The following is a 23,823-nucleotide window of genomic DNA, read 5'->3' as shown; positions in this document are numbered from 1 at the left end:
TTTGACCGTCAGTAAGAGACCAGGGAAGGAGCGTCACCACCCCCTGCAGGTCACTGACCTGGCCTGACGCCCTGGAAAATGAGATCGCACCGGCCCGAGCAGGACTCATGAAAAGTTCGTTTCGGTATTTTCGGCGATGTCAACAAAGTTGTTTACGCCCTGTAGGAACGTCGCGGCGAACGCGTCCTGACCCAGCGTCGCGACGGCGGACGCGGTGATCCTCTCGACGTCGCCGCGCTCGGCCGCCGGCAGTGGAGCGCCCACGCTCCCGCGCAGCCCGTCGGCCGCGCCGAGCAGCAGCGCGGCCCGCCCCGCGTCCCCGGCCAGCGCCGCCGCGCCGGCCAGCCCCTCCAGCGAGAGCGCGACGGCCCGCGGCTCCCCGGCCGAGCGGGCCAGCTCCAGGCCCCGGCGGTGGCGGTCGGCGGCCGAACCGTGGTCTCCGCGCAGCTCGGCCACGAACCCCAGCTCGGCGTGGACCAGGTGCTCGCCCGCCGGAGAGGAGGGGTGGACGTCGCGCAGGCGGACGAGGTGGGACTCGGCGGCGTCGAGGTCGCCCGAACGCCGGGCGCCCAGCGCCAGGCCCATCACCGCGTGCACCTCCCCGTAGACGTGGCCGTGCCGGGCGGCCTGGTCTCTGGCGCGTTCGTGCAGGTCGCGGGCGCGCTCCCAGTCGTGGGCGAGCAGCGCCAGACGGCCGAGGCCCGATCGGCGGGCCGACAGCTCGTTCGCCAGGCCCAGGTCCTCGGCGATGCGCAGCCCGTCCTCCTGCAGCCGGGCGGCCTCGGCGTAGTCGCCCCGGATCTCGGCGACCGCCGACAGCGGCGGCACCGTCTGCAGCTCGCCCCAGCGGTCGCCGAGCTCGCGGAAGAGCTCCGCGCCACGCCGGGCGTGCCGGGCGGCCGCGGCCAGGTCGCCGTCGAGCAGCGCGTGCATGGCGCGCAGGCTGAGCGTGGCGGCGGTGGTCCAGGGGTCCTCGGACGCGGCCGCCAGGTCGAGCGCGCCGGTGTCGAGGTCGCCGGCGTTGAACAGGGCGTAGGCGTACAACCAGACCACCCGCCCCGGCACGGCCGCGCCGCTGGATGAGAGGTCGCCGAGCGGCACCGGCTCGGGACGGCCCCCGGTCAGCAGCGTGAACGCGGCGTGCGCCACCCGCGCGCCGGCCGACCCGGGGGCGAGCGCGCACACCCGTGCCAGGCTGCGGCGGCCCTCGTGCAATCGGCCGCGCAACAACCACCACCACGACAGGGCGCACCCCAGACGGTCGGCCAGGACGGCGTCCCCGCGCCCGGCCGCCTCCTCCAGCGCCGCGCGCAGGTTCGCGGACTCGGCGTCGAGCCGGGCCAGCCACTCCCGCTGCCCGGCGCCGCGCAGGGCGGGCTCGGCGCGTTCGGCCAGGGCCGTGTAGTACCGCAGGTGCCGCTCGCGCGTCTCGTCGAGGTCGTCCGCCTCGCGCAGGCGTTCCCGCGCGTACGCGGCCACCGACTCCAGCAACCCGTACCGGGGACCCGCCGGGCCGTCGGTCATGACGGCGAGCGAACGGTCGACCAGCCGGGTCACCAGGTCGAGCACCTCGTCGGCGGCGACGCCGTCACCCGGGCACACCTCCTCGGCGGCCTCCAGCGTGCAGCCGTCGCGGTGGACGGCCAGGCGGCGCAGCACGACGCGTTCGGGCGTGCTCAGCAGCTCCCAGCTCCAGTCGATCACCGCGCGCAGCGTGCGCTGCCGCTCCGGCGCGCCGCGACGCCCCCGCGTGAGCACCGCGAACCGGTCCTCCAGCCGCGCCGCCAGCTCCCGTACGCCGAGCCCCCGGACGCGGGTCGCGGCCAGTTCGAGCGCGAGCGGCAGGCCGTCGAGGCGGCGGCAGACGGCGGCCACCAGCTCCCGGGTCTCGTCGTCGGCGGGGGAGAAACCGGGCGCGGACGCGGCGGCGCGCTCGACGAACAGCCTGACCGCGTCGGCCTCCGGCAGCGGCTCGACCACGAACACCCGCTCGCCGGCCAGGTCCAGCGGCTCGCGGCCGGTGGCCAGGACCCGCAGCCGGGGCGCGGCGGCCAGCAGGCCACCGGCCAGGCTCGCGGCGGCCTCGACGACGTGCTCACAGTTGTCCAGCACCAGCAGCAGCTCGCGCCGCCGCAGCGCACCGGCCACCCGCGCCCCCGCCGCTCCTCCCGCCGCGTCCCCGCCGGAGACGGGCGCCGCGTCCGCGCCGGACGCCGGGGTGGCGTCGTCGCGGAGGCCGAGTACGGCGGCGACGTGCTGGGCCAGGTCGTCGGCGCCACCACGCCACCCGGCCAGCTCCACCAGCCACACCCCGTCACCGAACTCCTCGGCCGGCCCCTCCTCGGGCGAGGCGGCGGCTCCACGGGCGGCCTCCAGGGCCAGCCGGGTCTTGCCGACACCGCCGGGACCGGTCAGCGTCACCAGTCGTCCGGCCCTCAGCAGCCGTCGCACCTCGGCCGTGGCCGCGTCCCGTCCCACGAGGTCGCCGAGCGGCGCCGGCAGGTTCGTCCGCGCCTCCCCGTCGGGGGCCGTACCGCTTTCGGCGGGGGCGGGAGTCCCGGCGAGGAGGGCGGGGTCCTGCCGGAGGATGGCCTCGAAGAGGGTGGTGAGGGCGGGGCCGGGATCGACGCCCAGCTCGTCGGCGAGCCGGTCGCGCAGGTCCGCGTACGAGGCGATGGCCTCGCTCTGGCGCCCGGCCACGTACAGGGCCCGGAGCTGGACGGCGCGCAGGCGCTCCCGCAGCGGATGGCGGGCCACCAGCCCGGCCAGCTCGCCGGCCAGCAGGAGGTGGTCGCCCGCCGCCAGCCGCGCCTCGGCCTGCTCCTCCAGCACGGACAGGCGCTGCTCCTCCAGCCGCCGCGCCGCGCCCCGCGCGAACTCCTCGTCGGCGACGTCCGCGAACGCCGGTCCCCGCCACAACCCCAGCGCCTCGGTGAGCAGCGCGGCCCGCTCCCGCGGACCCGCGGCCGGACCGGCCGGCGCGACCAGGGAGCGGAAGCGCGCCGCGTCCACCTCGTCGGACGGCTCCAGCCGCAGCCGGTACCCCGCCGCCTGGTACGGCACCCGGTCACGCCCCAGAGCCGCGCGCAGCCGTGACACCTTGGCCTGCAACGCGTTGCCCGCCCGCTCCGGAGGCTCGGCGCCCCACAGGTCGTCGATGAGCCGGTCGGCCGACACCGGCCGCCCCTCGTGCACGAGCAGGTCGGCGAGCAGAGCCCTGACCTTGCTCTCGACGATCTTGACGGGCCTCCCCTCGTCGTCCCACACGGCGAGCGGGCCGAGCACTGCGAACCGCATGCGAGAACCGTACACACGCGCCGGAGGAGGACCGTCAGCGGACCGTCAGGATTCCCGCAGCGCCCGGGTGCAGAGTCGGTCACGAGTCACGGAGATCCACCCCGCACAGATCGGAGCGCCACCATGTCCGGCACGTCACCCCTGTTCCAGCCCACGATGCTCGGCCCGCTGAGCCTGCCCAACCGCCTGGTGATGGCGCCGATGACGCGCAACCGCGCCGCCGCCGACGGCACGCCCACCGCCCTCATGGCCGAGTACTACGCCCAGCGGGCCGCCGCCGGGCTGATCATCGCCGAGGCCACCACGCCCAACGCCGTCGGCCAGACCTACCCGAACATCCCCGCCCTGCACCTGCCCAGGCACGTGGCCGGCTGGCGGCGGGTCACCGGGGCCGTGGCCGAGGCGGGCGGACGGATGTTCGTGCAACTCCAGCACGGCGGCCGGATCGGCCACCCCGCCACCAGCGGCCTGACGCCCGTCGCGCCCTCCCCGCTGCCCCTGCCCGAGCCGGTCGCCACCCCCGGCGGGAACCGCCCGGCCGTCGTGCCGAGGGAGATGGGCCTCGACGAGATCGAGTCCACCGTGGCCGACTTCGCCGCCGCCGCGCGCCGGGCCGTGGACGCCGGGTTCGCCGGGGTCGAGGTGCACGGCGCCAACGGCTACCTCATCCACCAGTTCCTGGCCGACGGCACCAACCACCGCACCGACGCCTACGGCGGGTCGCCCGCGGGCCGCATGCGCTTCGCCGTCGAGGTGGTGCGCGCGGTCGCCGCCGCCGTCGGGCCGGAACGGGTGGGGCTGCGGCTGTCGCCCGGGTTCCCCGGGGCGGGGATGAGCGAGAGCGACACGGACCTGCTCTATCCGGCGCTCGTCGAGGAGCTGTCCGGCGCCGGGCTGGCCTACCTGCACCTGGTGTGGGCCAAGCCCGACCAGCCCCTGTACCGGCGGCTGCGCGGCGCGTGGCCGGGCGCCCTGATCGCCAACCCGGCCCAGCCGTGGCCGGGCCCGCTGCCCGCCGACGGCGGCCTGCGCGAGGCGGAACGGCTGCTCGACGCCGGGGCCGACCTGGTCTCGCTGGGGCGGGCCTTCCTGGCCAACCCCGACCTGCCCGGACGGTTCGCCGCCGGCGCCCCGCTCAACCCCGTCCGCGCCGAGCACTGGTACGGCGGCGACCACACCGGCTACACCGACTACCCGGCGCTGCGCGTCCCCGCCCTGACCTGATGATCCGACCTCAGCGTGCCTCCTGCGCGCACGACCGGCGGCGTGGCCGCGTGCCTTCGGGCCGCGACCGCGCCGCCTTCTTCGTTTCCTGCCCCTGACCTGCGGTGACATCGCCGATCCCCATCCTCCGCCGCCCCCTGGTGGAGCAGGCGGGGGCCCGAGCCGGCCGCCTACGCCGCCGCGGTGCTCAGGGCCCCGGCCGAGCTGGACGGCGGCCGCCCACTCCGTGCCGCTCAGCCTGGAGGCGCTGTCGGACATCGACGGCGAAGGGCTGTTCGTCTCCACGCTGACCGCCGACGGCGAGAAGACGTTCGACGAGGTCAGGCAGACGCCCGCGGTCAAGGAGCTGAAGGCGGTCGAGGCCGGGCACGTGGTGTCGGTGAACGGCTCGGTCTGGAGCACCCGCGGCGCCCCGCCGGCCGCCGGCGTCGTCCTCGACGAACCTGGTCAAGGCCCTCGCCGCCGGCTGACCGGTCGTCCGCCCGGCCCCTGGACACGCCGGAGACCTGTGGCGGAATTTCCGGGCGCGTGCGCGGGTTGGGCCGGGTGATCGTCCGTACCTGATGAGGAGAACCCATGAACGACCAGCCCGACGTCCCGGCCGTCCGACAGCTCCGGCTGGTCGTCGAGGCGGAGGACTACGAGGCGGCGCTGACCTTCTACCGCGACGTGCTCGGCCTGCCCGAGGAGGCCGCCTACTCCTCCGGCGACGGCGCCCGCGTGGCCATCCTCGACGCGGGCCGGGCCACGCTGGAGATCGCGAACCCGGCCCAGAAGAAGATGATCGACGACGTCGAGGTGGGGCGGCAGGTCGCGCCCAAGCTCCGGGTCGCGTTCGAGGTGGACGACTCCCGTGAGACCACCGCCCGCCTGGTGTCGGCCGGCGCGGCCGAGGTGGCCCCGCCCACCCTCACGCCCTGGCAGTCGCTCAACTCCCGCCTCGACGCGCCCGCCGGGCTGCACATCACCGTCTTCCAGGAGCTCGCCACCTCGGAGGAGCGGGAGAAGCTGGACGGCTTCGGCACCTCCTGACCACCGGCCCACCCCGGCGGTGGGGCGGCCGGTTGCCATTTCGGCAACGGCATTTGTCAACCTCGTCGCGCGCGACGCACAGTGTGCCTTCGGCACGTACTGGAGGAACGCGATGGACGAGAAGTACGACGTGGTGGTCGTCGGCGGCGGGGCCGCCGGGCTGAGCGGGGCCCTGACCCTGGGCCGGGCCCGCCGCCGGGTGCTGGTGATCGACGAGGGCCGGCCGCGCAACGCCCCGGCCGACGGCGTGCACACCTACCTGGGCCGGGAGGGCGTCCCGCCGCTCGATCTGCTGGCCGCCGGCCGCGACGAGGTGACCGGGTACGGCGGCGAGATCGTCACCGGCGCCGCCGTGTCGGCCGAACGCCTGGACGCCGGCGGTTTCCGCGTACGGCTCGCGGACGGGTCGTCGGTCGTCGCGGACCGGCTGCTGGTCACCACGGGCCTGGTGGACGAGCTGCCCGACCTGCCCGGCGTGGCCGAACGGTGGGGGCGGGAGGTGCTGCACTGCCCGTACTGCCACGGGTGGGAGGTGCGCGACCAGCCGATCGGCGTGCTGGCCGCCGGCTCGATCGCCGCGCATCAGGCGCTGCTGTGGCGGCAGTGGAGCGCCGACGTGACCCTCTTCACGCACACGGCCCCGCCGCCCGGCGAGGAGGACCTGGCCAGGCTGGCCGCGCGTGGCGTCACCGTCGTCGAGGGGCCGATCGCCGGCCTGTCGCCGGACTCCGGCCCGCTCACCGGCGTCACCCTGGAGAACGGCGACGTCGTCCCGTGCCGGGCCTTCGTCGTCGCCCCGCGCTTCGTCGCCCGTTCGGGTCTGCTGGCCGGGCTCGGCGTCGAGACGGCCGAGCAGCTCATGAACGGGCACGTCATGGGCGCCCACGTGCCCGCCGACCCGACCGGCGCGACCGGCGTCCCCGGCGTGTGGGTGGCCGGGAACGTGGCCAACCTGGGCGAGAACGTCATCGGGGCCGCGGCGGCGGGCGTCAGGGCGGCGGCGGCGATCAACGCCGACCTGATCGAGGAGGAGACCCGCCGCGCCCTGGCGGCCCACACCGGCGCGCCCGTCTCCGGCGAGCGGTTCTGGGACGACCGCTACGGGCAGTCCGAACGGATCTGGAGCGGCGACCCCAACGCGCGCCTGGTCGAGGAGATCGCGGACATGACGCCCGGCACCGCGCTGGAGCTGGGCTGCGGCGAAGGCGCGGACGCCGTGTGGCTCGCCCGCCGCGGCTGGCGGGTCACCGCCGCCGACGTCTCCGGCGTGGCCCTGGCCCGCGCCGCCGCCCACGCCGCGGACGAGGGCGTGGCCGAGCTCATCGACTGGCAGCGCCACGACCTGGCCGAGTCCTTCCCCGAGGGCGAGTACGACCTGGTCACCGCGAGCTACCTGCACTCGCCCGCCGAGCTGTCGCGCGAGAAGGTCCTGCGCGCCGCCGCCGCGGCCGTCGCGCCCGGCGGCCAGCTCCTGGTGATCGGGCACGCCGGCCCGCCGCCGTGGGACCCGGACGCCCACCCCGGCGTCCACCTGCCGACCCCGGAGCAGGTGCTCGACGCGCTGGAACTCGCCGAGGGGGAGTGGGAGGTGCTGCGGGCCGAGGAGTTCGCGCGCGTCCAGGCCGCCCCGGGCGGCGGGCAGGCCGTCCGCACCGACAACGTGCTGAGGATCCGGCGCCGCTGACCGATGCGGACGCCGGACGCGCGAGACGAGGAGGTCTCCGGCGAACCGGCTACCGCAGACCTCCTCGTGCGGCCATCACCGGGACACGGCTAGTTGACGCAGCCGGGAACGGGTGTGGGCGAGCAGTTGGTCGGGGTGTTGCCGCGCACCACCGAGGCCGTCAGCGTCACCGAGCCGGGGGCGCCCTCGTTGTCGATCCCTCCGGGCGCGCCGCCCGCGCGGTTGTTGTCGATCACGCTGCGGCTGATCGTCGCGGTGCCGGGACCGATGTTCGCCACACCGCCACCGGCGATGCCGGCCGAATTGTCGTTGATGGTGCTCCGGATTATGGTGAGAATTCCGTCGCCAGCGATTCCGCCACCCCTTTCTCCGGCGCGGTTGTCGGTGAGAAGGCTGTTGGTGAAGGTCATTCTTCCGTCGGTGGCCGCGCCTCCGCCGTTCCTGTGCGCGGAGTTATTCAGAATATTGCTGTTCGACACGTTGACGACGGTTCCCCCGATGCCGCCGAGGCCGCCGGAGAGGGTGCCGGTGTTGTACTGGATGAGCACCCGATCGAGGTTCGTGGTACCGCTGTTGACCGCGACGGCCCCGCCGAACCCTCCTGTGGAGGTCGTCGCGTCGCCTCCCGTCAGCCTGACCCGGTCGAGGTTGAAGTTGCTGTTGACGGTGAACAGACGGAACCGGGCCGCCGCCGGGTCGCGCTGTATCGTGGCGTTCTGGCCATGGATGGTGAGCGGCTTGTTGATCGGCGGGAGGGGGCCGGTCGAGTTGTTCAGGACATAGGTGCAGCCGGGTGTCAGGAAAAGCGTGGCGCCGGGCGCGGCGCCGTTGATCGCGTTGATCAGCGCGGGCCCGGCGCACGGTACGACGGCGACCGTCGCACTGGCCGCGGGTGTTCCGGCCGCGAATGCGGCGGCCGAGAGAAAGACGCCCCCGATAAACTGATAAGCCCTGATTGCCTGCATTGAAATATCCCCCGGATCGGACTCATGGTGAATGAGTGGCGATTAGCTGGCCTGGTCATCCCCGGGGCGGATAAGCGTTACGCATATGACTTATCGGATATAAACACAAAAGCGGGTCAATTGGGATATTGCGACCCGCGCCCTTAGTCGAGGGCCGTCGTCAGCGGGCCGCGCGCGGCCTCCTCCAACAGGGCGACGGTGACGGCCAGGTCGGGGAAGGCGTCGATGAAGGCGTCGACGGGGTGCGGGGCGAAGTCGGCGGGCTCGCGCAGCCCGCTCTGCATGCAGGCCACGAACCGCAGCCCGGCGCCGGTGGCCGCCTGGGCGTCGGTGGGTGAGTCGCCCACGTAGAGGCATTCGCCGGGGGCCAGGCCGGTGACGGCCAGCAGCTCGTCGAAGGCGCGCGGGTCGGGCTTGCCGAAACGGGTGTTGTCGGCGTGGTAGACGGCCGCGATCCGGCCGTCGAGCACGTGGCCGGGCGCCATCAGGTGCTCCATCTCGGCCTCGGTGCGGGAGGTCAGCAGCATGACCGCGCGCCCGGCCGCGTTGAGCTCGTCGATCACGCGCAGGTTCTCGCCAGGGACGACGTCGACCAGCCCGGCCGCCACGTACTCGCGCAGCACGGCGTGGTGCAGGGGGAGGTAGGCGGCCAGGTCGAGGCCGGGCGAGCGCAGCGGCATCGCCTCGTGCAGCGGCCGGCCCCACGTCGCCACGTGCACCGCCCTGGACATGGGCCCTCGGCCGAGGCGCGCCAGGACCTCGTTCTCCAGCTCGAAGCACGCGGCCTCGGTGAGGCACAACGTGTCGTCGACATCAACCACCACGGAACGGATCACAGGCCACACCATAACCGGCGGCCGCGTCAGGAGCCGACGGCGGCGGCGCGCAACGCGCCCGCGAGGTGCGCGACCGGGCCGGGGACGGGGCCGGGAAGACGGGCCAGCAGCAGCCGGCGCTGCTCGCGCGGCCCGCCCCGCACCGGCAGCACCCGTACGCCCTCCGGCACGGCCGGGCCCATCGACGCCGGCACCGTGGTCAGGCCGCAGCCGGCGGCGACGAGGGCGAGCTTGGCCAGCCAGTCGCGGGCGACGAGCACCGTCTCGGGACGCTCGTCCAGGCCCGGCCACACGCCCAGGGTGGGGCTCTCGCCCGCCGCGGCGGCCGGGCCGGCGATCCAGGGACGGCCGTGCAGGTCGGCGACGTCCACGTACTCCCCCCGGGCCAGCGGGTGCCCGGCGGGGACGGCGACGCGCAGGCCGCGCTCGGCCAGGATCTCGATCTCCAGCGCCGGCGTCTCGGCGTCCGGGGCGCGGAAGGGCGGCGCCGAACTGAGCAGGGCCACGTCCAGTGTGCCGGCTCGCAGCGCGCGGACCAGTGCCGAGCTGCCGTCCTCGCGGCCGGTGACGGCGATGCCCGCCACCGGCGCCCGCGTACGCGGCGAACTGCTCGACGTGGCCGACCCCGAGGCCGCCGCCCAGCTGGCCGGCCTGCTGAGCCAGCGGCACGGCGGCGTGGACGTCGTGATCGGCAACGCGGTCATGCGCGTCGGCCCGGACGACGACATGCGCCGGCTCATCGACGCCTACACCGAGGTGAACAACTTCGGCACCACCCGGCTGCTGCGCGCCTTGGCGCCGCTGCTGCGGGACGGCGGCCGCCTCCTCGTCGTCGTCAGCTCGCTGGGCACGCTGAACCATTTGGCGCCCGTCCTGCACGATCGCTTCGACGGGCTGGAGAGCCTGGAGGAGGTGGACGCGCAGGTGGCCGCCTGGCGTGACGCGGTCAAGGACGGCAGCGCCCGCGCCCAGGCCTGGCCGGGATTCGTCAACATCCCGTCGAAGATCGCACAGGTGGCCGCGGTGCGGGCCCTGGCCGGGCAGCGGCGGGACGAGGACGCGAGCCGCGGGATCCTGCTGGCCGCCGTCTGCCCGGGGATGATCAACACGCCGACGTCCGGCCTCTGGTGGGACGTCAGCGGCGCCCCTTCGCCGGAGCGGGCCGCCGTCCCCCTGCTCGATCTGGCCCTCGGCCCGGTGGACCCCGGCCACTACGGGGAACTCGTCCGGTTCGGACAGGTTCTCCCGTGGCGGCCGGGGCGGCGGGCGGCTAGTTGATCGTGACGATCGTCCCGCTGCCGTTGGGGTACTCGACGTAGCCGGTGTTGACCCGCGGCGTCGCCCCCGTCCAGGACGCGGTCAGCGTGAACGGCGTGCCGGCGCTCGTCTTCGGCCTGGCCGGCGTGACGGTGAGCGCGCCGCGCTCGTGACCCGGCTCCACGATGTCGACCTGCGTGGTGAACGCCGTGGACGTGGTCCCCGGCAGGTCCCCGAGGGAGAGCACGAGCAGGGTGTGCCGGCCGGGCCGGGGGCGGGACAGCACCGCGCGGTGGTCGCCGTCCGGGGCGGACACCCACGACTCGAACTCGCGCCCGCCCTTGCCCTCGTAGAGAAGCAGGCCGCCGACCTGCGCCTCCGGGTCGACCGCCTTGATGCGGAACGCGACGGCCTTGGCGCCCTCGGGCACCGTGACCGGGATCTCGCGGCCCATGATCTCGTCCTGGCTGACCGTGCCCGGCCGCTCCTCGCCCGAGACCGGCCCGTACGGGGTGACCTGGAACTTCCGCAGCCCCGGCGTCACCTCGAACGACAGCGAACCGGCCGCGCCCGTGCCCCGCACCTCTGCGGGCGCCTTGGCGCTCAGCGGCGTGGCCACGACCGCGCTGCGCACGCTGGTGCCCGCGCCGGTCCAGGTGAGGTGCCCGCTCACGGTGTCCCCGGTGGCCTCGGGCAGCGTCTCCAGCGTGACGGTGAACTCCTTGGCCTGACCGGCCTCCTTGAACACCAGCGTGGACGGCTTGACCTTGGCCTTGAACCCGGGCAGCTCGATCGAGGCGTGGTAGACGCCCGGCGTCAGCGCCGTCACCCGGCGGGTGACCGTGCGGGAGCCGAACAGCTCGCCCACCGAGATCGTCGGGTAGTTCAGGTCGGAGGCGGCCAGCGGCTTGACGCCGGTGCCGGTGGCGACCCCGAGGCCCTCCAGGAAGCCGTACCAGTCCGCGGCCCCGGCGTCGTAGACCAGGCCGGGGGTGAACATGCGGGACGGGTCCACGTGGCCGGCGCCCTGGGCGAAGACGTCCGGGGTCCTGGTGTCGTACGCGGTGGTCATCATGGCCGACTTGATCGCCATCGGCGACATCCGCGGATTCCGGCCGAGGTAGAGGGCGGCCAGGCCGGCGATGTGCGGGGTGGCCATCGAGGTGCCGGAGTAGAAGTCGAAGTCCTTGCCGTCGTTGCCCGGAGGCGCCACGGCGGCCAGGATCGCCGAGCCGGGGGCGGTGATGTCCGGCTTGAGCAGGTCACCCTTGGCGGAGAGGGCGGGGCCGCGCGAGGAGAAGCTGGTGACCTCGGGGTAGGCCACGCCGTCGGCGGGGGCCGGGAGCAGGGTGGCGGTCGCGCCCGGCGTGGCCGCGTACGCCGCGATCTTCCCGGCGTCGGGCGCGTCCACGTGCACGGTCGGCACGGCGTGCAGGTCGGCGTCGGTGGACTGGACGGTCGGGTTGCCGAGCACCATGCCCACGCCGCCGGCCCGCCTGACCTCGGCCGACTTCTCCACGCGGGGGGTCGTCCCGCGCGCGCAGTAGACGATCTTCCCGGCGGCCCTGGCCGGGTCGAGCGAGCCGGCCGCGCACACCTCGGCGTCGGCGTCGGCGGCCGGGCCGGCCTTCACCGACACGGCGGTGACCAGCGGTTTGGGACCGACCGGCGCGACGACGGAGGTGCTGATGCCGCGGTAGGCGGAGCCGTCGCCGAGCCGGACCTCGCCCCGGCGGGGCGCGATCGTGCCGGCGGCGACGGTCGTCGTCCAGGGCGCGGTGTTGTCCAGCGTGGAGGCGTCGGGGCCGGAGTTGCCGCCCGCGGTCGAGACGAAGACGCCGGCCTGGGCGGCGGCGAGGAAGGCGAGCTGGATCGGGTCGTCCGCGGCCGACTCCGACATCTCGCTGCCGATCGAGTAGTTGATCACGTCCACGCCGTCGGCCACCGCCTGGTCGATGGCCGCGATGAGGTCGGAGCTGTAACCGCCGGTCGTGCCGCCGTTCTTGCCCTGCCACAGGGCCTTGTAGACGGCGATCGCCGCGCCCGGCGCGACGCCGGAGACCGTGCCGAAGTCGATGCCGCCCGCGGCGGCCGGGACGCCGTTGTTCCCCGCCGCGGTCCCGGCGGTGTGCGAGCCGTGCCCCTGGGCGTCGCGCGGGGAGGCGAAGTCGTCGCGCTGCTCCGGCGGGTTGTACCGCAGCCACTGCTCGCCGAAGTAGCGGGCGCTGATCAGCTTGCCGTTGCACAGGTCGGCGGTGAAGCGCTCGCCGGTCTGGCACACGCCGGTGAACGTGGAGCCGTCGGCCTTGTTCATGACCGTGGCCCCGTCCTTGAGGTAGGGCCGGTACGGGTCGGCGCCGGCGGGCGGTTCCGTGCCGAGGGCCGGGCCGGCGAAGGACGGGTTCTCCGGCCAGATGCCGGTGTCGACGACGCCGACGACCACGCCCTTGCCCGCCTTGGCCGTGCCGCCGAGCGCGGCCCACAGGCCGCGGTCGCCGGACAGGCGCAGGAAGTCGGCGGAGTTCCGGTCGTCCAGGGCCTTGTGCAGGACGTCCGGGGTGACCGACAGCACGCCCTGGGCGGCGTGCAGCCGCAGGGCCTGGGCGGGGGTGAGGTCGGCGGTGAAGCTGTTGGAGGCCACCACGTGGTGGGAGGTGGCGGACGCGCCGACACTGCGGGCCACCTCGTCCTGCCGCCCGGTCAGGCGGTCGCGGTAGCGCTTGGCGTGGGCGCTGGTGGTGTCGACCTTCCTGCCCTTGCCGCCCTTGGTGGGCGCGATGCCGGTCACGCCGCCGTCATAGGTGGCCAGGGGCGACTCGGTCAGGGTGACGACGTAGGGGGACGGGCCGGGGGAGGGGGCGGCGGGCGGCGTGGACGCCGCCGCGGGGCGGGCCACTGCCGGGACGGCGGCGGTGACCGCCAGCGCGGCGGCCAGCGCCAGGACGCGGTGAACGCGGGTGTTGCGGGACATTGCTCCTCAAGGGGGGCGAGCCTGGTCACCCGTCCGGGGAGGATCACCGGAGGGCCGTCATGGAGTCAAGCGGCCAGTGGAGATCGATGTCGAGATATAGTGCTGACATTTTCGGCCACATGACCAAAAACGACATTTTGGAAGGTGCTTCTTGGGGGACGGGTCGGTGCTCGGCGCGGTGGGCCTGTCGGACTTCGACGAGCGGCTGTACCGGCTGCTGCTGCGCCGGCCCGGCCTGCGCACGGCCGAGGCCGCGGCCGCGCTGGAGGTCGGCGCCGCCCGGGTGCGCCCCGCGCTGGCCCGTCTGGCCGACGCCGGGCTGCTGCGCCGCACCGGACCCGGCCGGTACGACGCCGTGCCCCCGGAGGCCGCGATCGAGTGGCTGCTGGACCGCCGGAGGCTGGAGACCGAGGCACGGCTCGCGGCGGTCAGGACGGTTGTGTCGGACTTCACCCAGCTCTACCACTCCGGCCGGATGGGCTCCGGGCCCGCCGGGATCGTGGAGGTGCTGGCCGGGGAGGAGGCCGTCAAGCGGGTGATCACCGAGCTCCAGCGCACGGTCGGCGTGGAGCTGCTCGGCGTCGACCGCCCCCCGTACGTGGGACGCCCCGACGACTCCCACGACACCAACGAGTCGGAGCTGGACGGCACCCGGCAGCTGCTGGCGCGCGGCGTGGACATCCGCGTGGTCTACTGCGCCGAGTCCCTGGACCGGCCCGGCCGCCTGGAGACGCTGATCCGGCTGGCCGAGGAGGGCGAGCGCTCCCGGTTCGTCGCCCACCTGCCGTTCAAGCTGCGCATCGCCGACCGCAGGATCGGCCTGTTCCCGCTGGTGGACGGCGTCTACGACAACATCGCGCTGCTGCACCCCTCGCGGCTGCTGGACGCGCTGGTCGAGCTGTTCGACGTCTACTGGGAGCGCGGCCGGCCACTGGCCGGGCTGCCGCAGGCGGCGCAGGAACGCCCGGCGGAGGCGGACCTGCTGGTGCTGCGCCTGCTCAACGCCGGGCTCAAGGACGAGGCCATCGGCCGCCACCTCGGCGTCAGCGCCAGGACGGCCACCCGCAAGATCGCCGCCGTGGTGGAGAGCCTCGGCGTGACCAGCCGTTTTCAGGCGGGCGCGGAGGCGGCCGCCCGCGGCTGGCTCTGATCCCATCTCGCCGCACTTCGGTAGATCTTCGCTTACTGTGCATTTGGGGAGGTGCGCTGCGGGAGAATGTCCTCGCCGCGCACCGGTGCACGGCTCACGGGGGAATCACGGAGGATGACGTCGAGGATGAGTGCTCAGACGCAGGAGCATCTCGGCCCTTACCGGGTGATCAGGAAGATCGGCGAGGGTGGCATGGGGGTCGCCCACCTCGGTCTCGACGGCGCGGGGCGCCAGGTCGCGATCAAGGTGCTGCATCCGCACGTCGCCTCCGACCTCAAGGCGCGCGACCGCCTGGTGCGCGAGGTGGAGACCATGCGCCGGGTGCGCAGCCGGTTCGTCGCCGAGGTCGTCGACGCCGAGTTCGACGCGGACCGGCCCTACGTCGTGACGCGCTTCGCCGACGGCCGCACGCTTGAGCAGACCGTCCTGACCGACGGCCCGCTGGAGGCCCGCGCGGTCGTCAGGCTCGCGCAGGGGCTGTGCCAGGCGCTGGTCGACATCCACGCGGCGGGCGTGATCCACCGCGACCTCAAACCGGCCAACGTCATGCTGGTCGGCGGCGAGCCGCTGGTCATCGACTTCGGCATCGCCCACCTGGTCGACGCCGCCCGGCTGACGCAGTCCGGCATGTTCGTCGGCACGCCCGGCTACCTGGCTCCGGAGATCATCCGGGCCTCGCAGGTCACCCCGGCGGCCGACGTGCACGCGCTGGCCTCGACGGTGTTCTTCGCCGCCACGGGGCTGCCGCCGTTCGGCACCGGGTCGTTCGAGGCCGTCTGCTTCAACACCATGGAGGGACGGGCCCGGCTCGACCAGGCGCCCGAATGGCTGCGCGGCTGGCTGGCCGGCGCGCTGCGGGTCGACCCGGCGGCCCGGCCCGGCGCCCGGGAGCTGCTGCGGCAGGCCGGGGCGCTCGACCCGGTCGGCCGCCCGATCAGGGCCGAGCCGCCCGCCGCGAGCACGCTGACCATGGACGTCGTCTCCGCCCTGCTCCCGCCGGTCGAGTACGCGCCGCGCGGCCACGAGCACCGGCCGCCCCCCGCCCCCACGGTCCACGCGGGCCGGCCGGAGGAACGCCCGCGGCGTCCCGCCGAGCCCGCGGCGCCCCCGGCGCCCGCCGAACCCTTCGACCTGCGGCGGTTCGTGACCAGCAGCGGGTTCGTCGGGGTGCTGGCGCTGGTGACGCTGTCGGCCTCGACCGTCGTCACGCCAGTCGTCGGCGGCCTGCTGGCGGTGGCGCTCTCGCTGGCGCTGCGCGCCGCCGACCACTTCCTCACCGAGGAGCGGCCGACGGCGTCCCGCGCCGCGCTCGTGGCCATGGGCAACCTGCTCCTGTCGCTGGCCTGCGGCCTGGGCGTGGCCGGCCTGCTGGAGGCGGCCGGATCGAGCACCAGCCACGCCGAGGCCCTGGCCGCGGGCGGGTTCACGCTGGGGCTGTTCGTGCTGCCCGGCGCGGCGCCGGTGCGGCGCAGGGCCTCGGCGTGGCTGGCCCGCCTTCTGCCCGGCCGCAGCGCGACCGTGGTGACGGTGGCCGTCATGGGGCCGATCGCGCTGCTGGCGACGATCGCGGCGCTGCTCCAGGGCTGACCGGCCCGGCTGACCGGCTCAGCCGCCGGTGGCCTCGGGCAGCGACCGCAGAAGCGCCAGGTCGTGCAGGTCACGTTCCCTCGGCTCGTACCCCTGGTGGAAGGCGAGCTGCTGGGCCGCCGACAGGCACGGCACGCGCCGCCCGGCGACCGTGCCCGAGGTGAAGGCGGCCGCCGGGTAGAAGAGCGCGCCGCCCCTGTCGTCGAGGTCCTGCACGGCCGAGCCGTCCGCGGCGAAGCGGAGCGGATGCAGGTCGAGCTCGCGGCCGAGGTCGTCGGCCATGACGAAACGGGCCGGACGGCCGGGCACCGCGCCGTCCCGCTCGGTGTAGCCGAGCGCCTCCAGCGCCCCGATCACGCGCGGCTCCTGCTCGGCCCGGTGCAGCAGGTCGAGGTCGTGGTGGTCGCGGGTGGCCCGGCCGACGAGGGCATCGACGCCCCAGCCGCCGGCGATCCACACCGCGCAGCCGACCGCGCGCAGCGCCGCGCGTACCCGCAGCAGCTCCCCGGCATCGAAGATCATTCGGGGTAGCGTACGGCTGGACACCGCGACGGTCAACGTGTTCAGAATGGGCCTCGTGACGCCTTCGACCGGGCACGTCGTCAGGGACCCGCTCACCGGGCGGGTCGAGCGGCCGCTCGCGCCCGTCGGCCCCGAGCGGCTGGCGGAGATCGCGGCCGGGCTGCGTGCGACGGCCCCCGCCTGGCGGGCCCCCGGCCGCATCCCCGAACGGATGGAGGTGCTGGCCGCATTCGGCAGGGCGCTGGCGGCCGACGACGAACTGCTGGCCGCGCTGGTGGCCGACACCGGCCGGGAGGCCGAGTCCAGGCTGGAACGGCAGCTCACGGCCGGCCTCGTCGAACGATGGGCACGCCAGGCCCCCGCCCTGCTCGCGCCCCCGCCCGAACGACCGGCCGCGCTGCCGGGGATCGCGGTGGGCGGCGACGCGGTGCCGTACGAGCTGGCCGGGGTGATCAGTCCCTGGAACTTCCCGCTGCTGCTCGGCCTGATCGACGCGGTGCCCGCGCTGGCGGCCGGCTGCGCGGTGCTGGTCAAACCGAGCGAGGTGACGCCGCGCTTCATCGAGCCATTGACGCGGCTGATCCCCGACGAGCTGCCGCTGCGGCTGGTCGAGGGCGCGGCCGAGACCGGCGAACGGCTCGTCGGCCTGGTGGACACCGTCGTGTTCACCGGCAGCGTGCCGACGGGCCGCCGGGTGGCCGAGGCCGCGGCGCGCGCGTTCGTCCCCGCCCACCTGGAGCTGGGCGGCAAGGACCCGGCGATCGTCCTCGCGGGCGCCGACCTGGAACGGGCGGCCGAGGCCGTGTTGTGGGGCGGCACGGCCAACGCCGGGCAGTCCTGCCAGTCCGTCGAACGCGTCTACGTCGAGCGCGGCGCGTACGACGCCTTCCTCGGCCTGCTGGCCGACCGGGCCGCGGCGACCCGGCTGACCTGCGAGGGCGGTCCCATCGGGCCGATCATCGACCCCGCGCAGGCCGACGTGATCGCGGCTCACCTGGCCGACGCCGCCGCCAAGGGCGCCCTGACCCACACGGGCGGCGCGATCGAGCGGCACGGCGGCGGCCTGTGGTGCCGTCCCACCGTGCTGTCGGGGGTGCGGCACGACATGCTCGTCATGACGGAGGAGACGTTCGGGCCGGTGCTGCCGGTCATGGCCGTGTCCGGGGCGGAGGAGGCGGTGGCGCTGGCCAACGACAGCGTGTACGGCCTGTCGGCCGCCGTGTTCGCCGCCACCGAGCGGGAGGCGCTGGCCGTCGCGGCCCGGCTGAACGCCGGCGCGGTCAGCGTCAACGACGCCGCGCTGACCGCGCTCGTCCACGAGGGTGAGAAGAACTCCTTCGGCCTGTCGGGGCTCGGCGGCTCGCGCATGGGCGCCGCCTCGATCGGCCGGTTCCTGCGCCGCAGGGCGTACCTGGTCAACCGGTCCGGGGCCGCCGATCCGTGGTGGCACCCGAGGAAGGGATAGAGCATGGGACTGCGTGCCGAGATGCCGCTGCTGGCCCGCCACGAGGGCGAGTGGGCCGGCGAGTACGTGCACGTCGACAAGGACGGCGCCGTGATCGACCGGCACCACGTCGAGATGACCTGCGCGATCGTCGGCGACGCCCACTACCACCAGACCAACCGCTACCGCTGGGACGACGGCCGCACCGAGGTGCACGAGTTCCCCGGCACGTACCTGGGCGGCGGCCGGTGCGGCTTCGACACCGAACGGCTGACCGGCCAGTTCTGGGAGCTCGACGACAGCACCATCTACCTGACCTGGCGCTTCAAAGCCGAAGGCGACGACCTGCGGCTGTTCGAGCTGATCGTGCTGAGCGCGGACGGCGACTCCCGCAGCCGCACCTGGCAGTGGATCAGGAACGGCGAATGCGTCCGGCGCACCCTGATCGACGAGCGCCGGACGGCCTGACATGACCGCCTACGCCGCCCTGGCGCTCCAGATCGAGGCCAGGGCCCTCACCGGCCGCGCCGACCTGGCCCGCGCCGTCGAGCGCGTCGCAGAGCGCGTCGGCGGCAGCAAGGCGTGGCTCGGCCCGGCCCTGCGGCTGGTGGTGCTGCCGGAGTACGTCCTGACCGGCTTCCCCGCCCGGCAGGGCCCGGCCGAGTGGCGCGAGAAGGCCGCCCTCGACGTGGACGGGCCCGAGTACCGGGCGCTGGGCGCGATCGCCGCCGCGAACGACGTGTTCCTCTGCGTGAACGCCTACGAGCGCGACGAGCACTTCCCCGGCCTGTACTTCCAGGCGTGCGTGATCCTCTCCCCGGCGGGGGAGGCGGTGCTGCGCTACCGGCGGCTGCACTCGATGTTCACGCCCACGCCGTACGACGTGTGGGAGCGCTACCTCGACCGCTACGGCCCCGACGGCGTGCTGCCGGTCGCGCGTACCGAGATCGGGAACCTGGCGGCGCTCGCCTCGGAGGAGATCCTGGTGCCCGAGCTGGCCAGGGCGCTGGCCCTGCGTGGCGCGGAGGTGTTCTGCAACCCGACCTCCGAGGCGTACTCGCCGGCCCTGACCCCCAAGGCCGTCGCCCGGCGCGCCCGCGCCGTGGAGAACCTGGCCTTCGTCGTCTCGGCCAACACCGCCGGGCTGTCCGGCATCGCGATCCCGGGCGACTCGGTCAACGGCGGCTCGGAGGTGATCGGTCCCGAGGGCCGCGCGCTGGCCCAGGCCGGGCCGGGGGAGACACTGGTCGCCGCCGCCGAGCTGGACCTGGCCGCGCTGCGCCGCGCCCGCCGCGGGCCCGGCATGGCGAACCTGCCCAGCCGCGTCAAGACGCGGCTGTGGGCCCAGGCGTACGCCGCGCACGACGTCGAACGGCCCGGCGAGCTGACCGACGCCCCGGACCGCGCCTTCTACGCCGCCCGGCAGCGCGAGGTCATCGAACGGCTGTACGGCCGGGAGTGAACGTCAGGCGCGGGCGTAGCGGCGCAGCAGCCCCCGCTCGGCCGCCAGGAAGATCGAGTTGAGCGCCACGCCCAGCACGCCCAGCAGCACGATCCCGGCCCACATGGCCGGGATGTCGAACTGGCTCTGCGCCTCCAGCAGGCGGTGGCCGATGCCCTCGCTGCTGCCGTACAGCTCGGAGATCACCATCATGATCAGCGCCAGCGAGACGCTGAGCCGCAGGCCCGCCAGGATCTTCGGCGCGGCGGCGGGCAGGATGACGTGGAACAGGCGGGTGGCCGCCGACAGGCGGAAGACCTGGCCGGTGTCGAGGTAGCCGCGGTCGACGTGGCGGCCCCCGTCCATCGAGTTGATCAGTACGGGCCACACGACCCCGTACACGATCGAGGCGAGCTGCATCGGGGTGCCGATCTTGAACAGCAGCAGGAACACCGGCAGCAGCGCCGCGGGCGGCACCGAACGGCCGAGGTGCAGCAGCGGCTCGGCCAGCGCCGCCAGCCAGGCCAGCCGGCCCAGGGCCACGCCGAGCGCCACCCCCGCCACCGCCGCCAGCGCCCACCCCACCACCAGCCGCCCCAGGCTGGGCAGCAGGTCGGCGACCGCCTCGTCGGTCAGGAACAGCCGGCCCGGCGAGCCGGAGAACCACATCTCGCGCAGCCGGGTCAGGATCGTGCTGGGCGGCGGGAAGTAGACGGCCTCCGCCCGCCGGGCGACCAGCTCCCACAGCACCGCCACCACGGGCAGCAGCCAGTGGCGGCGCGCCCACCGCCAGGTGTTCGCCGCAGGCCCGCCCGGCCCGGACCGGGTCACGCCGCGACCTCCGCGCGGGCGTGGTGCCAGCGGAACAGGCGCCGCTCGGCCGACGTGACCAGCAGGTTGGCCGCCAGCCCGAGCAGGCCCGCCCACAGCGTGCCGGCCAGCACCCGGTCGACGTGGTTGGCGGTGCCGGCCTGGAGCAGGAACGTACCGATGCCGTCGCCGCCCGCGATGAGCTCCACGCTGACGGCGACGATGAGGGTGACCCCGACGGAGATCCGCACGCCGGTGGCGACGAACGGCGCGGCGCTCGGCAGCGAGACCCGCAGCACGACCGCCAGCGGGCCGAAGCCGAAGCTGCGCAGCGTCTCCTTGGCCTGCGGGTCGACGTCGGCCAGGCCGTACATGGTGTTGACGAGCAGCGGCCAGCAGCAGGTGTAGACGATCAGCGAGGTCTTGGCGTCGGCGCTGTCGGGGAACAGGAACATGGCCAGCGGGATCAGCGACACCGACGGGATCGGCCGCAGGAACTCCACCAGCGGCCGCGCCGAGCGCTCCACCACCGGCACCGTGCCGAGCAGCAGCCCGGCCGGCACCGCCAGCGCGATGGCGATCAGCAGGCCCGCCGCGCACGCGCCCAGCGTGGCCAGCACCTGGGCGTGGAACCCGGCGTCGGCCGCCAGCCCGGCCGCGGCGGCCAGGACGTCGGAGGTGTACGGCAGCACGCCCGGGTCGACCAGCCCCGCCCGCCCCGCGATCTCGGTCAGGACGAGCACCCCGGCCACCCCCGCGACCCCGAGCGCCGGCCGCCTGCCCCGCGTGATCATCCCAGGCCGGTCGCGATCTGCTGGGCGACGACCGGCCTGCTCTTCAGGTAGCCGTAGCCGACGAGCAGGTCGGCCAGCTTCTGGAAGCCCGCCTGAGGCGGCTCCATCGAGAAGACGCCGAGCTTCATGGCGGCCGCGCTCGCCGCGTCGATCTGCGTGTACGTCGGGATGACCTCGTCGATCGCCGAGCGGTCGGCGGCGGCGATCCGCTGGGCCTTGGCCAGCGCGCGGTGGAAGGCGGCGGCGGTGCGCGGGTTCCTGGTCAGCCAGTCCTGCGACACGCCCCAGCCGTCGATCGGGATGCCCGCGGTCGGGCCCGACATGGTGTCGATCACCTCGGTGCCGCCCGCCTTCTTGGCCGCCGTCAGGAACGGCTCGACCAGCCAGGCGGCGTCGACCTTGCCCGAGGCCAGCGCGCCGAGCTGCTCGTTGAACGGCATCGCCACGTACTTGACGTCGCCGGGCGCGAGGCCGGCCTGCTGGAGGTGGGCGTTGGTGACCGTCTGGCCCAGCGCCTTGAGCACGTTGACCGCGACCGTGCGGCCCTTGAGGTCGGTGGCGGACCTGACCGGCGACCCCTTGGGCACGACGACGCCCGCGATGCCGGGCGCGGACTCCTGGCTGTGCTGGAACAGCTTGAGCCTGGCCGCGCCGGAATCGTTGATGGACAGCAGCGAGACATAGGAGGTCAGGAACGCGTCCATGCTGCCGTTGAGTATTTTCGGCATGACCGCCTGAGGGGCCTGGATGATCTCCGTTTTGACGGTCAGGCCCTCGGCCTTGAAGAAGCCGCGTTTCTCGGCGATGAACAGCGGCGCCGCCGACGGCACCGGCACCACGCCGACGAGGAGCTGGGTCTTCTCCAGCCCGCCCGAACCGCCTGAACCGCTGGTGGAGGTGGGGGCCGCGCCGCCGCCGCAGGCCGCGAGGCCCGCGACGAGGGCCAGCGCGGCGGCGGCGTGTGCGATCTTCACGATGCTCTCTCCTGACTGCCGGCGCGTTTCCTGGCCGGGCAATGCGAGAATCGCGGCGCGCGCCCGGACAAGCGCGGGCCCGAATCGAACGAGCCCCCCGACGCATTCGGCACCACCGGAACCCCCGCTGCCACGAATGGCGATCGTACAGCAGGAGTCGTGACCGCCGCCATGAAACAAAGCGGGCATTTATCCGAATGACCTGACCGTCGGTATAAGTGACGGTAAATCGGTAATACGCCTATATTTTTGGCCTTTGTGGGATCAATTCTCGACGTCCGGGCCGCCACGGAGTCATTGCCGCTCCTTGGACGTGCGATGAGACCCGGGTTGAGATCATTGGGCGGCAGGACCCGGCGAGACCGGTGAGGGGGTGGGGGCCCTGCGGCCGCTTCGGCTCTCGGTCCAGGCGCGTCTCATCCTGGCCACCGCCGTGCTGTCGCTCATCGTCTGCGCGGCGATCGGCGTCGCCCTAGACGTGCTGATCCGCGAGCGCATCCGGCAGGACGTCTTCGCCGACACCCAGCGCGCCACCACCGAGTGGATCGGCTCGATGGGCACCGCCTTCCCGCCCCCGGTCACCACGTCCTCCGTCGACCTGCTCCAGCTCGTGGACGCCCACGGCCACGTGGTCGCGGCCAGCCGCGCCGCCTCCGGCAGGCCGCCCGTCAGCACGCTGTGGCCCGCCTCCGGCAACCGCATCCGGCACGGCGTGGCCTGCGCGCGCGGCGAGTGCGTGATGTTCACCGCCACCAGGCCCTCGCCGCAGGAGGAGCAGTTCCTGTGGGGCGGGGCGTCCCACGTCGTCTACGCCGCGCGGGCCGAGCCGCCCCTCCTGGCCACCCACCGCCTGGAGCTGATCATCACCGCCGGCGGCCTGGCCGTCAGCGCGTTGCTCACCTGGATCGCCGCGTTCCTGATCGGGCGTACGTTGCGGCCGGTCGAGGGGATGCGGGCCAGGATGGCCGAGATCACCGTCACCGACCTCAGCATGCGGGTGCCCGAGCCGCCCGGCGGCGACGCCGTCGCCCAGCTCGCCCGCACCGCCAACGGGACGCTGGCGCGCCTGGAGGAGGCCGTCGAGCAGCAGCGCAACTTCTCCTCCATGGTCTCCCACGAGCTGCGCACGCCGCTGACCGGCCTGCGCGCCCGGCTGGAGGAGGCGCTGACCTACCCCGACGTCGACCCCCGCGCCGCCCTGCGCGACGCGTTGTCCACCGCCGACCGGTTCCAGGCGATCATCGAGGAGATGTTGCTGCTGGCCCGCGTCCGCACGGCCTCCCCGCGCGACCGGGAGCCGGTGCGGCTGAGCGAGCTGGTCCGGGAGGAGGTCGCCGCCCGGCGGGCCGGGCTGCTGATCCGGGTGGACGTCGCCGAGGATCTCCAGGTGCTCGGCAACCGCGTGCAGCTCGGGGAGGTGCTGACGAACCTGCTGGTCAACGCCCAGCGGCACGCCCGTACGGTGGTCGAGGTCCGGGTGGAGCGCCGCGACGGCCAGGCGGTGGTCTCGGTCCGCGACGACGGCGCCGGCGTCGTGCCCGAGGACCGCGAGCGGGTCTTCCAGCCCTTCGTGCGCCTGTCCGAGGGACGCCGGCGCGACCCCGAGGGCAGCGGCCTCGGCCTGGCCATCTCCCGTGCCATCGCCCGCGCCCACCAGGGCGACCTGGACATCGAGGACTTCCCCGACGGCCCCCGGTTCGTCCTGCGCCTCCCGCTGCCCGCCCCCGGCCCGGACGCCCCGCCGCCCTGAGCCCGGTCGCGGACCCGGCGGGCCGCCTTCCCCGGTCGCGGCGGCCGGGCGGCGGGCCCGGCCGAGCGCGTCCCTCAGGACGTGG

Annotated in this window: 20 protein-coding genes; 11 read left to right on the top strand and 9 right to left on the bottom strand. The window is 74.5% G+C overall.

What is annotated here, in order from left to right; translation table 11 throughout:
* Positions 1 to 105 precede the first annotated feature (105 nt).
* Positions 106 to 3,297, bottom strand: coding sequence for a BTAD domain-containing putative transcriptional regulator (locus AB0J97_RS13010; protein ID WP_364087783.1), 3,192 nt, complete (start codon positions 3,295 to 3,297; stop codon positions 106 to 108).
* 123 nt (positions 3,298 to 3,420) lie between these two features.
* Here AB0J97_RS13010 and AB0J97_RS13005 point away from each other — a divergent pair, with 123 nt between their 5' ends.
* The 4 genes from AB0J97_RS13005 to AB0J97_RS12990 all read left to right on the top strand — a co-directional run bounded on the left by AB0J97_RS13005 (position 3,421) and on the right by AB0J97_RS12990 (position 7,237).
* Positions 3,421 to 4,521 carry an alkene reductase gene (locus AB0J97_RS13005; RefSeq protein ID WP_364087781.1) on the top strand — a complete coding sequence of 367 codons (1,101 nt, stop codon included), beginning with the start codon at positions 3,421 to 3,423 and terminating at the stop codon, positions 4,519 to 4,521.
* A 226-nt stretch (positions 4,522 to 4,747) separates the two neighbouring features.
* Positions 4,748 to 5,071, top strand: a complete 324-nt coding sequence (locus tag AB0J97_RS13000; RefSeq protein ID WP_364087779.1) for a hypothetical protein — start codon at positions 4,748 to 4,750, stop codon at positions 5,069 to 5,071.
* A 26-nt stretch (positions 5,072 to 5,097) separates the two neighbouring features.
* A complete protein-coding gene (locus AB0J97_RS12995) occupies positions 5,098 to 5,553 on the top strand; it encodes a VOC family protein (protein ID WP_364087777.1) in 456 nt (151 codons plus the stop codon).
* Positions 5,554 to 5,665: 112 nt separating this feature from the next.
* Positions 5,666 to 7,237 (top strand): bifunctional NAD(P)/FAD-dependent oxidoreductase/class I SAM-dependent methyltransferase, encoded by a 1,572-nt coding sequence (locus AB0J97_RS12990; protein WP_364087775.1) that lies wholly within the window; start codon positions 5,666 to 5,668, stop codon positions 7,235 to 7,237.
* A gap of 89 nt (positions 7,238 to 7,326) precedes the next feature.
* On the opposite strand, the gene AB0J97_RS12985 is transcribed toward AB0J97_RS12990, so the two are convergent.
* The 3 genes from AB0J97_RS12985 to AB0J97_RS12975 all read right to left on the bottom strand — a co-directional run bounded on the left by AB0J97_RS12985 (position 7,327) and on the right by AB0J97_RS12975 (position 9,622).
* Positions 7,327 to 8,202, bottom strand: a complete 876-nt coding sequence (locus tag AB0J97_RS12985) for a hypothetical protein (RefSeq protein ID WP_364087773.1) — start codon at positions 8,200 to 8,202, stop codon at positions 7,327 to 7,329.
* Positions 8,203 to 8,345: 143 nt separating this feature from the next.
* The gene (locus AB0J97_RS12980; RefSeq protein ID WP_357696925.1) at positions 8,346 to 9,038 is read right to left on the bottom strand and encodes an HAD-IA family hydrolase; all 693 of its coding nucleotides are present in this window, start codon (positions 9,036 to 9,038) and stop codon (positions 8,346 to 8,348) included.
* Positions 9,039 to 9,064: 26 nt separating this feature from the next.
* Positions 9,065 to 9,622 (bottom strand): LysR substrate-binding domain-containing protein, encoded by a 558-nt coding sequence (locus AB0J97_RS12975; protein ID WP_364087770.1) that lies wholly within the window; start codon positions 9,620 to 9,622, stop codon positions 9,065 to 9,067.
* Between AB0J97_RS12975 and AB0J97_RS12970 the strand changes: the two genes are divergently transcribed.
* Positions 9,612 to 10,316 carry an SDR family NAD(P)-dependent oxidoreductase gene (locus AB0J97_RS12970; protein WP_364087768.1) on the top strand — a complete coding sequence of 235 codons (705 nt, stop codon included), beginning with the start codon at positions 9,612 to 9,614 and terminating at the stop codon, positions 10,314 to 10,316. The genes AB0J97_RS12975 and AB0J97_RS12970 overlap by 11 nt on opposite strands.
* Here the strand turns inward: AB0J97_RS12970 and AB0J97_RS12965 are convergent.
* Positions 10,309 to 13,266: a S8 family serine peptidase gene (locus tag AB0J97_RS12965; protein WP_364087766.1), complete on the bottom strand. Its 2,958-nt coding sequence runs from the start codon at positions 13,264 to 13,266 to the stop codon at positions 10,309 to 10,311. The genes AB0J97_RS12970 and AB0J97_RS12965 overlap by 8 nt on opposite strands.
* A gap of 151 nt (positions 13,267 to 13,417) precedes the next feature.
* Between AB0J97_RS12965 and AB0J97_RS12960 the strand changes: the two genes are divergently transcribed.
* Positions 13,418 to 14,416, top strand: a complete 999-nt coding sequence (locus AB0J97_RS12960; RefSeq protein ID WP_364087764.1) for a helix-turn-helix domain-containing protein — start codon at positions 13,418 to 13,420, stop codon at positions 14,414 to 14,416.
* A 126-nt stretch (positions 14,417 to 14,542) separates the two neighbouring features.
* The gene (locus AB0J97_RS12955; protein ID WP_364087761.1) at positions 14,543 to 16,003 is read left to right on the top strand and encodes a serine/threonine-protein kinase; all 1,461 of its coding nucleotides are present in this window, start codon (positions 14,543 to 14,545) and stop codon (positions 16,001 to 16,003) included.
* 18 nt (positions 16,004 to 16,021) lie between these two features.
* Here AB0J97_RS12955 and AB0J97_RS12950 read toward each other — a convergent pair whose 3' ends face one another.
* Entirely contained in the window at positions 16,022 to 16,525 is a 504-nt protein-coding gene (locus AB0J97_RS12950) for a hypothetical protein (RefSeq protein WP_364087759.1), read from the bottom strand.
* Between the two features lie 55 nt (positions 16,526 to 16,580).
* On the opposite strand from AB0J97_RS12950, the gene AB0J97_RS12945 reads away from it, so the two are divergent.
* Genes AB0J97_RS12945 through AB0J97_RS12935 form a run of 3 tightly spaced genes read left to right on the top strand, consistent with a single transcriptional unit; the run spans position 16,581 to position 19,431 of the window.
* On the top strand, positions 16,581 to 17,990 hold the full coding sequence (locus AB0J97_RS12945) for an aldehyde dehydrogenase family protein (RefSeq protein ID WP_364087757.1): 1,410 nt from the start codon (positions 16,581 to 16,583) through the stop codon (positions 17,988 to 17,990).
* A gap of 3 nt (positions 17,991 to 17,993) precedes the next feature.
* Entirely contained in the window at positions 17,994 to 18,437 is a 444-nt protein-coding gene (locus AB0J97_RS12940) for a hypothetical protein (protein ID WP_364087755.1), read from the top strand.
* Between the two features lies 1 nt (position 18,438).
* A complete protein-coding gene (locus AB0J97_RS12935) occupies positions 18,439 to 19,431 on the top strand; it encodes a nitrilase-related carbon-nitrogen hydrolase (RefSeq protein ID WP_364087753.1) in 993 nt (330 codons plus the stop codon).
* A 3-nt stretch (positions 19,432 to 19,434) separates the two neighbouring features.
* Here the strand turns inward: AB0J97_RS12935 and AB0J97_RS12930 are convergent, their stop codons facing one another.
* The 3 genes from AB0J97_RS12930 to AB0J97_RS12920 are packed head-to-tail and all read right to left on the bottom strand — an operon-like array spanning position 19,435 to position 21,988.
* Positions 19,435 to 20,241, bottom strand: a complete 807-nt coding sequence (locus AB0J97_RS12930; protein WP_364087751.1) for an ABC transporter permease — start codon at positions 20,239 to 20,241, stop codon at positions 19,435 to 19,437.
* The gene (locus AB0J97_RS12925) at positions 20,238 to 21,014 is read right to left on the bottom strand and encodes an ABC transporter permease (RefSeq protein ID WP_364087749.1); all 777 of its coding nucleotides are present in this window, start codon (positions 21,012 to 21,014) and stop codon (positions 20,238 to 20,240) included. The genes AB0J97_RS12930 and AB0J97_RS12925 overlap by 4 nt, the downstream gene beginning before the upstream one ends.
* A complete protein-coding gene (locus tag AB0J97_RS12920; protein WP_364087747.1) occupies positions 21,011 to 21,988 on the bottom strand; it encodes an ABC transporter substrate-binding protein in 978 nt (325 codons plus the stop codon). Before AB0J97_RS12920 ends, AB0J97_RS12925 begins: the two co-directional genes overlap by 4 nt.
* Before the next feature lie 373 nt (positions 21,989 to 22,361).
* Here AB0J97_RS12920 and AB0J97_RS12915 point away from each other — a divergent pair, with 373 nt between their 5' ends.
* The gene (locus tag AB0J97_RS12915) at positions 22,362 to 23,738 is read left to right on the top strand and encodes an ATP-binding protein (RefSeq protein ID WP_364087745.1); all 1,377 of its coding nucleotides are present in this window, start codon (positions 22,362 to 22,364) and stop codon (positions 23,736 to 23,738) included.
* Positions 23,739 to 23,823: the final 85 nt, after the last annotated feature.

The sequence above is a fragment of the Nonomuraea sp. NPDC049607 genome, assembly GCF_040675375.1.
In the GTDB taxonomy this organism is placed as follows: Bacteria; Actinomycetota; Actinomycetes; order Streptosporangiales; family Streptosporangiaceae; genus Nonomuraea.
This window is presented reverse-complemented; position numbering and strand designations above follow the sequence as displayed.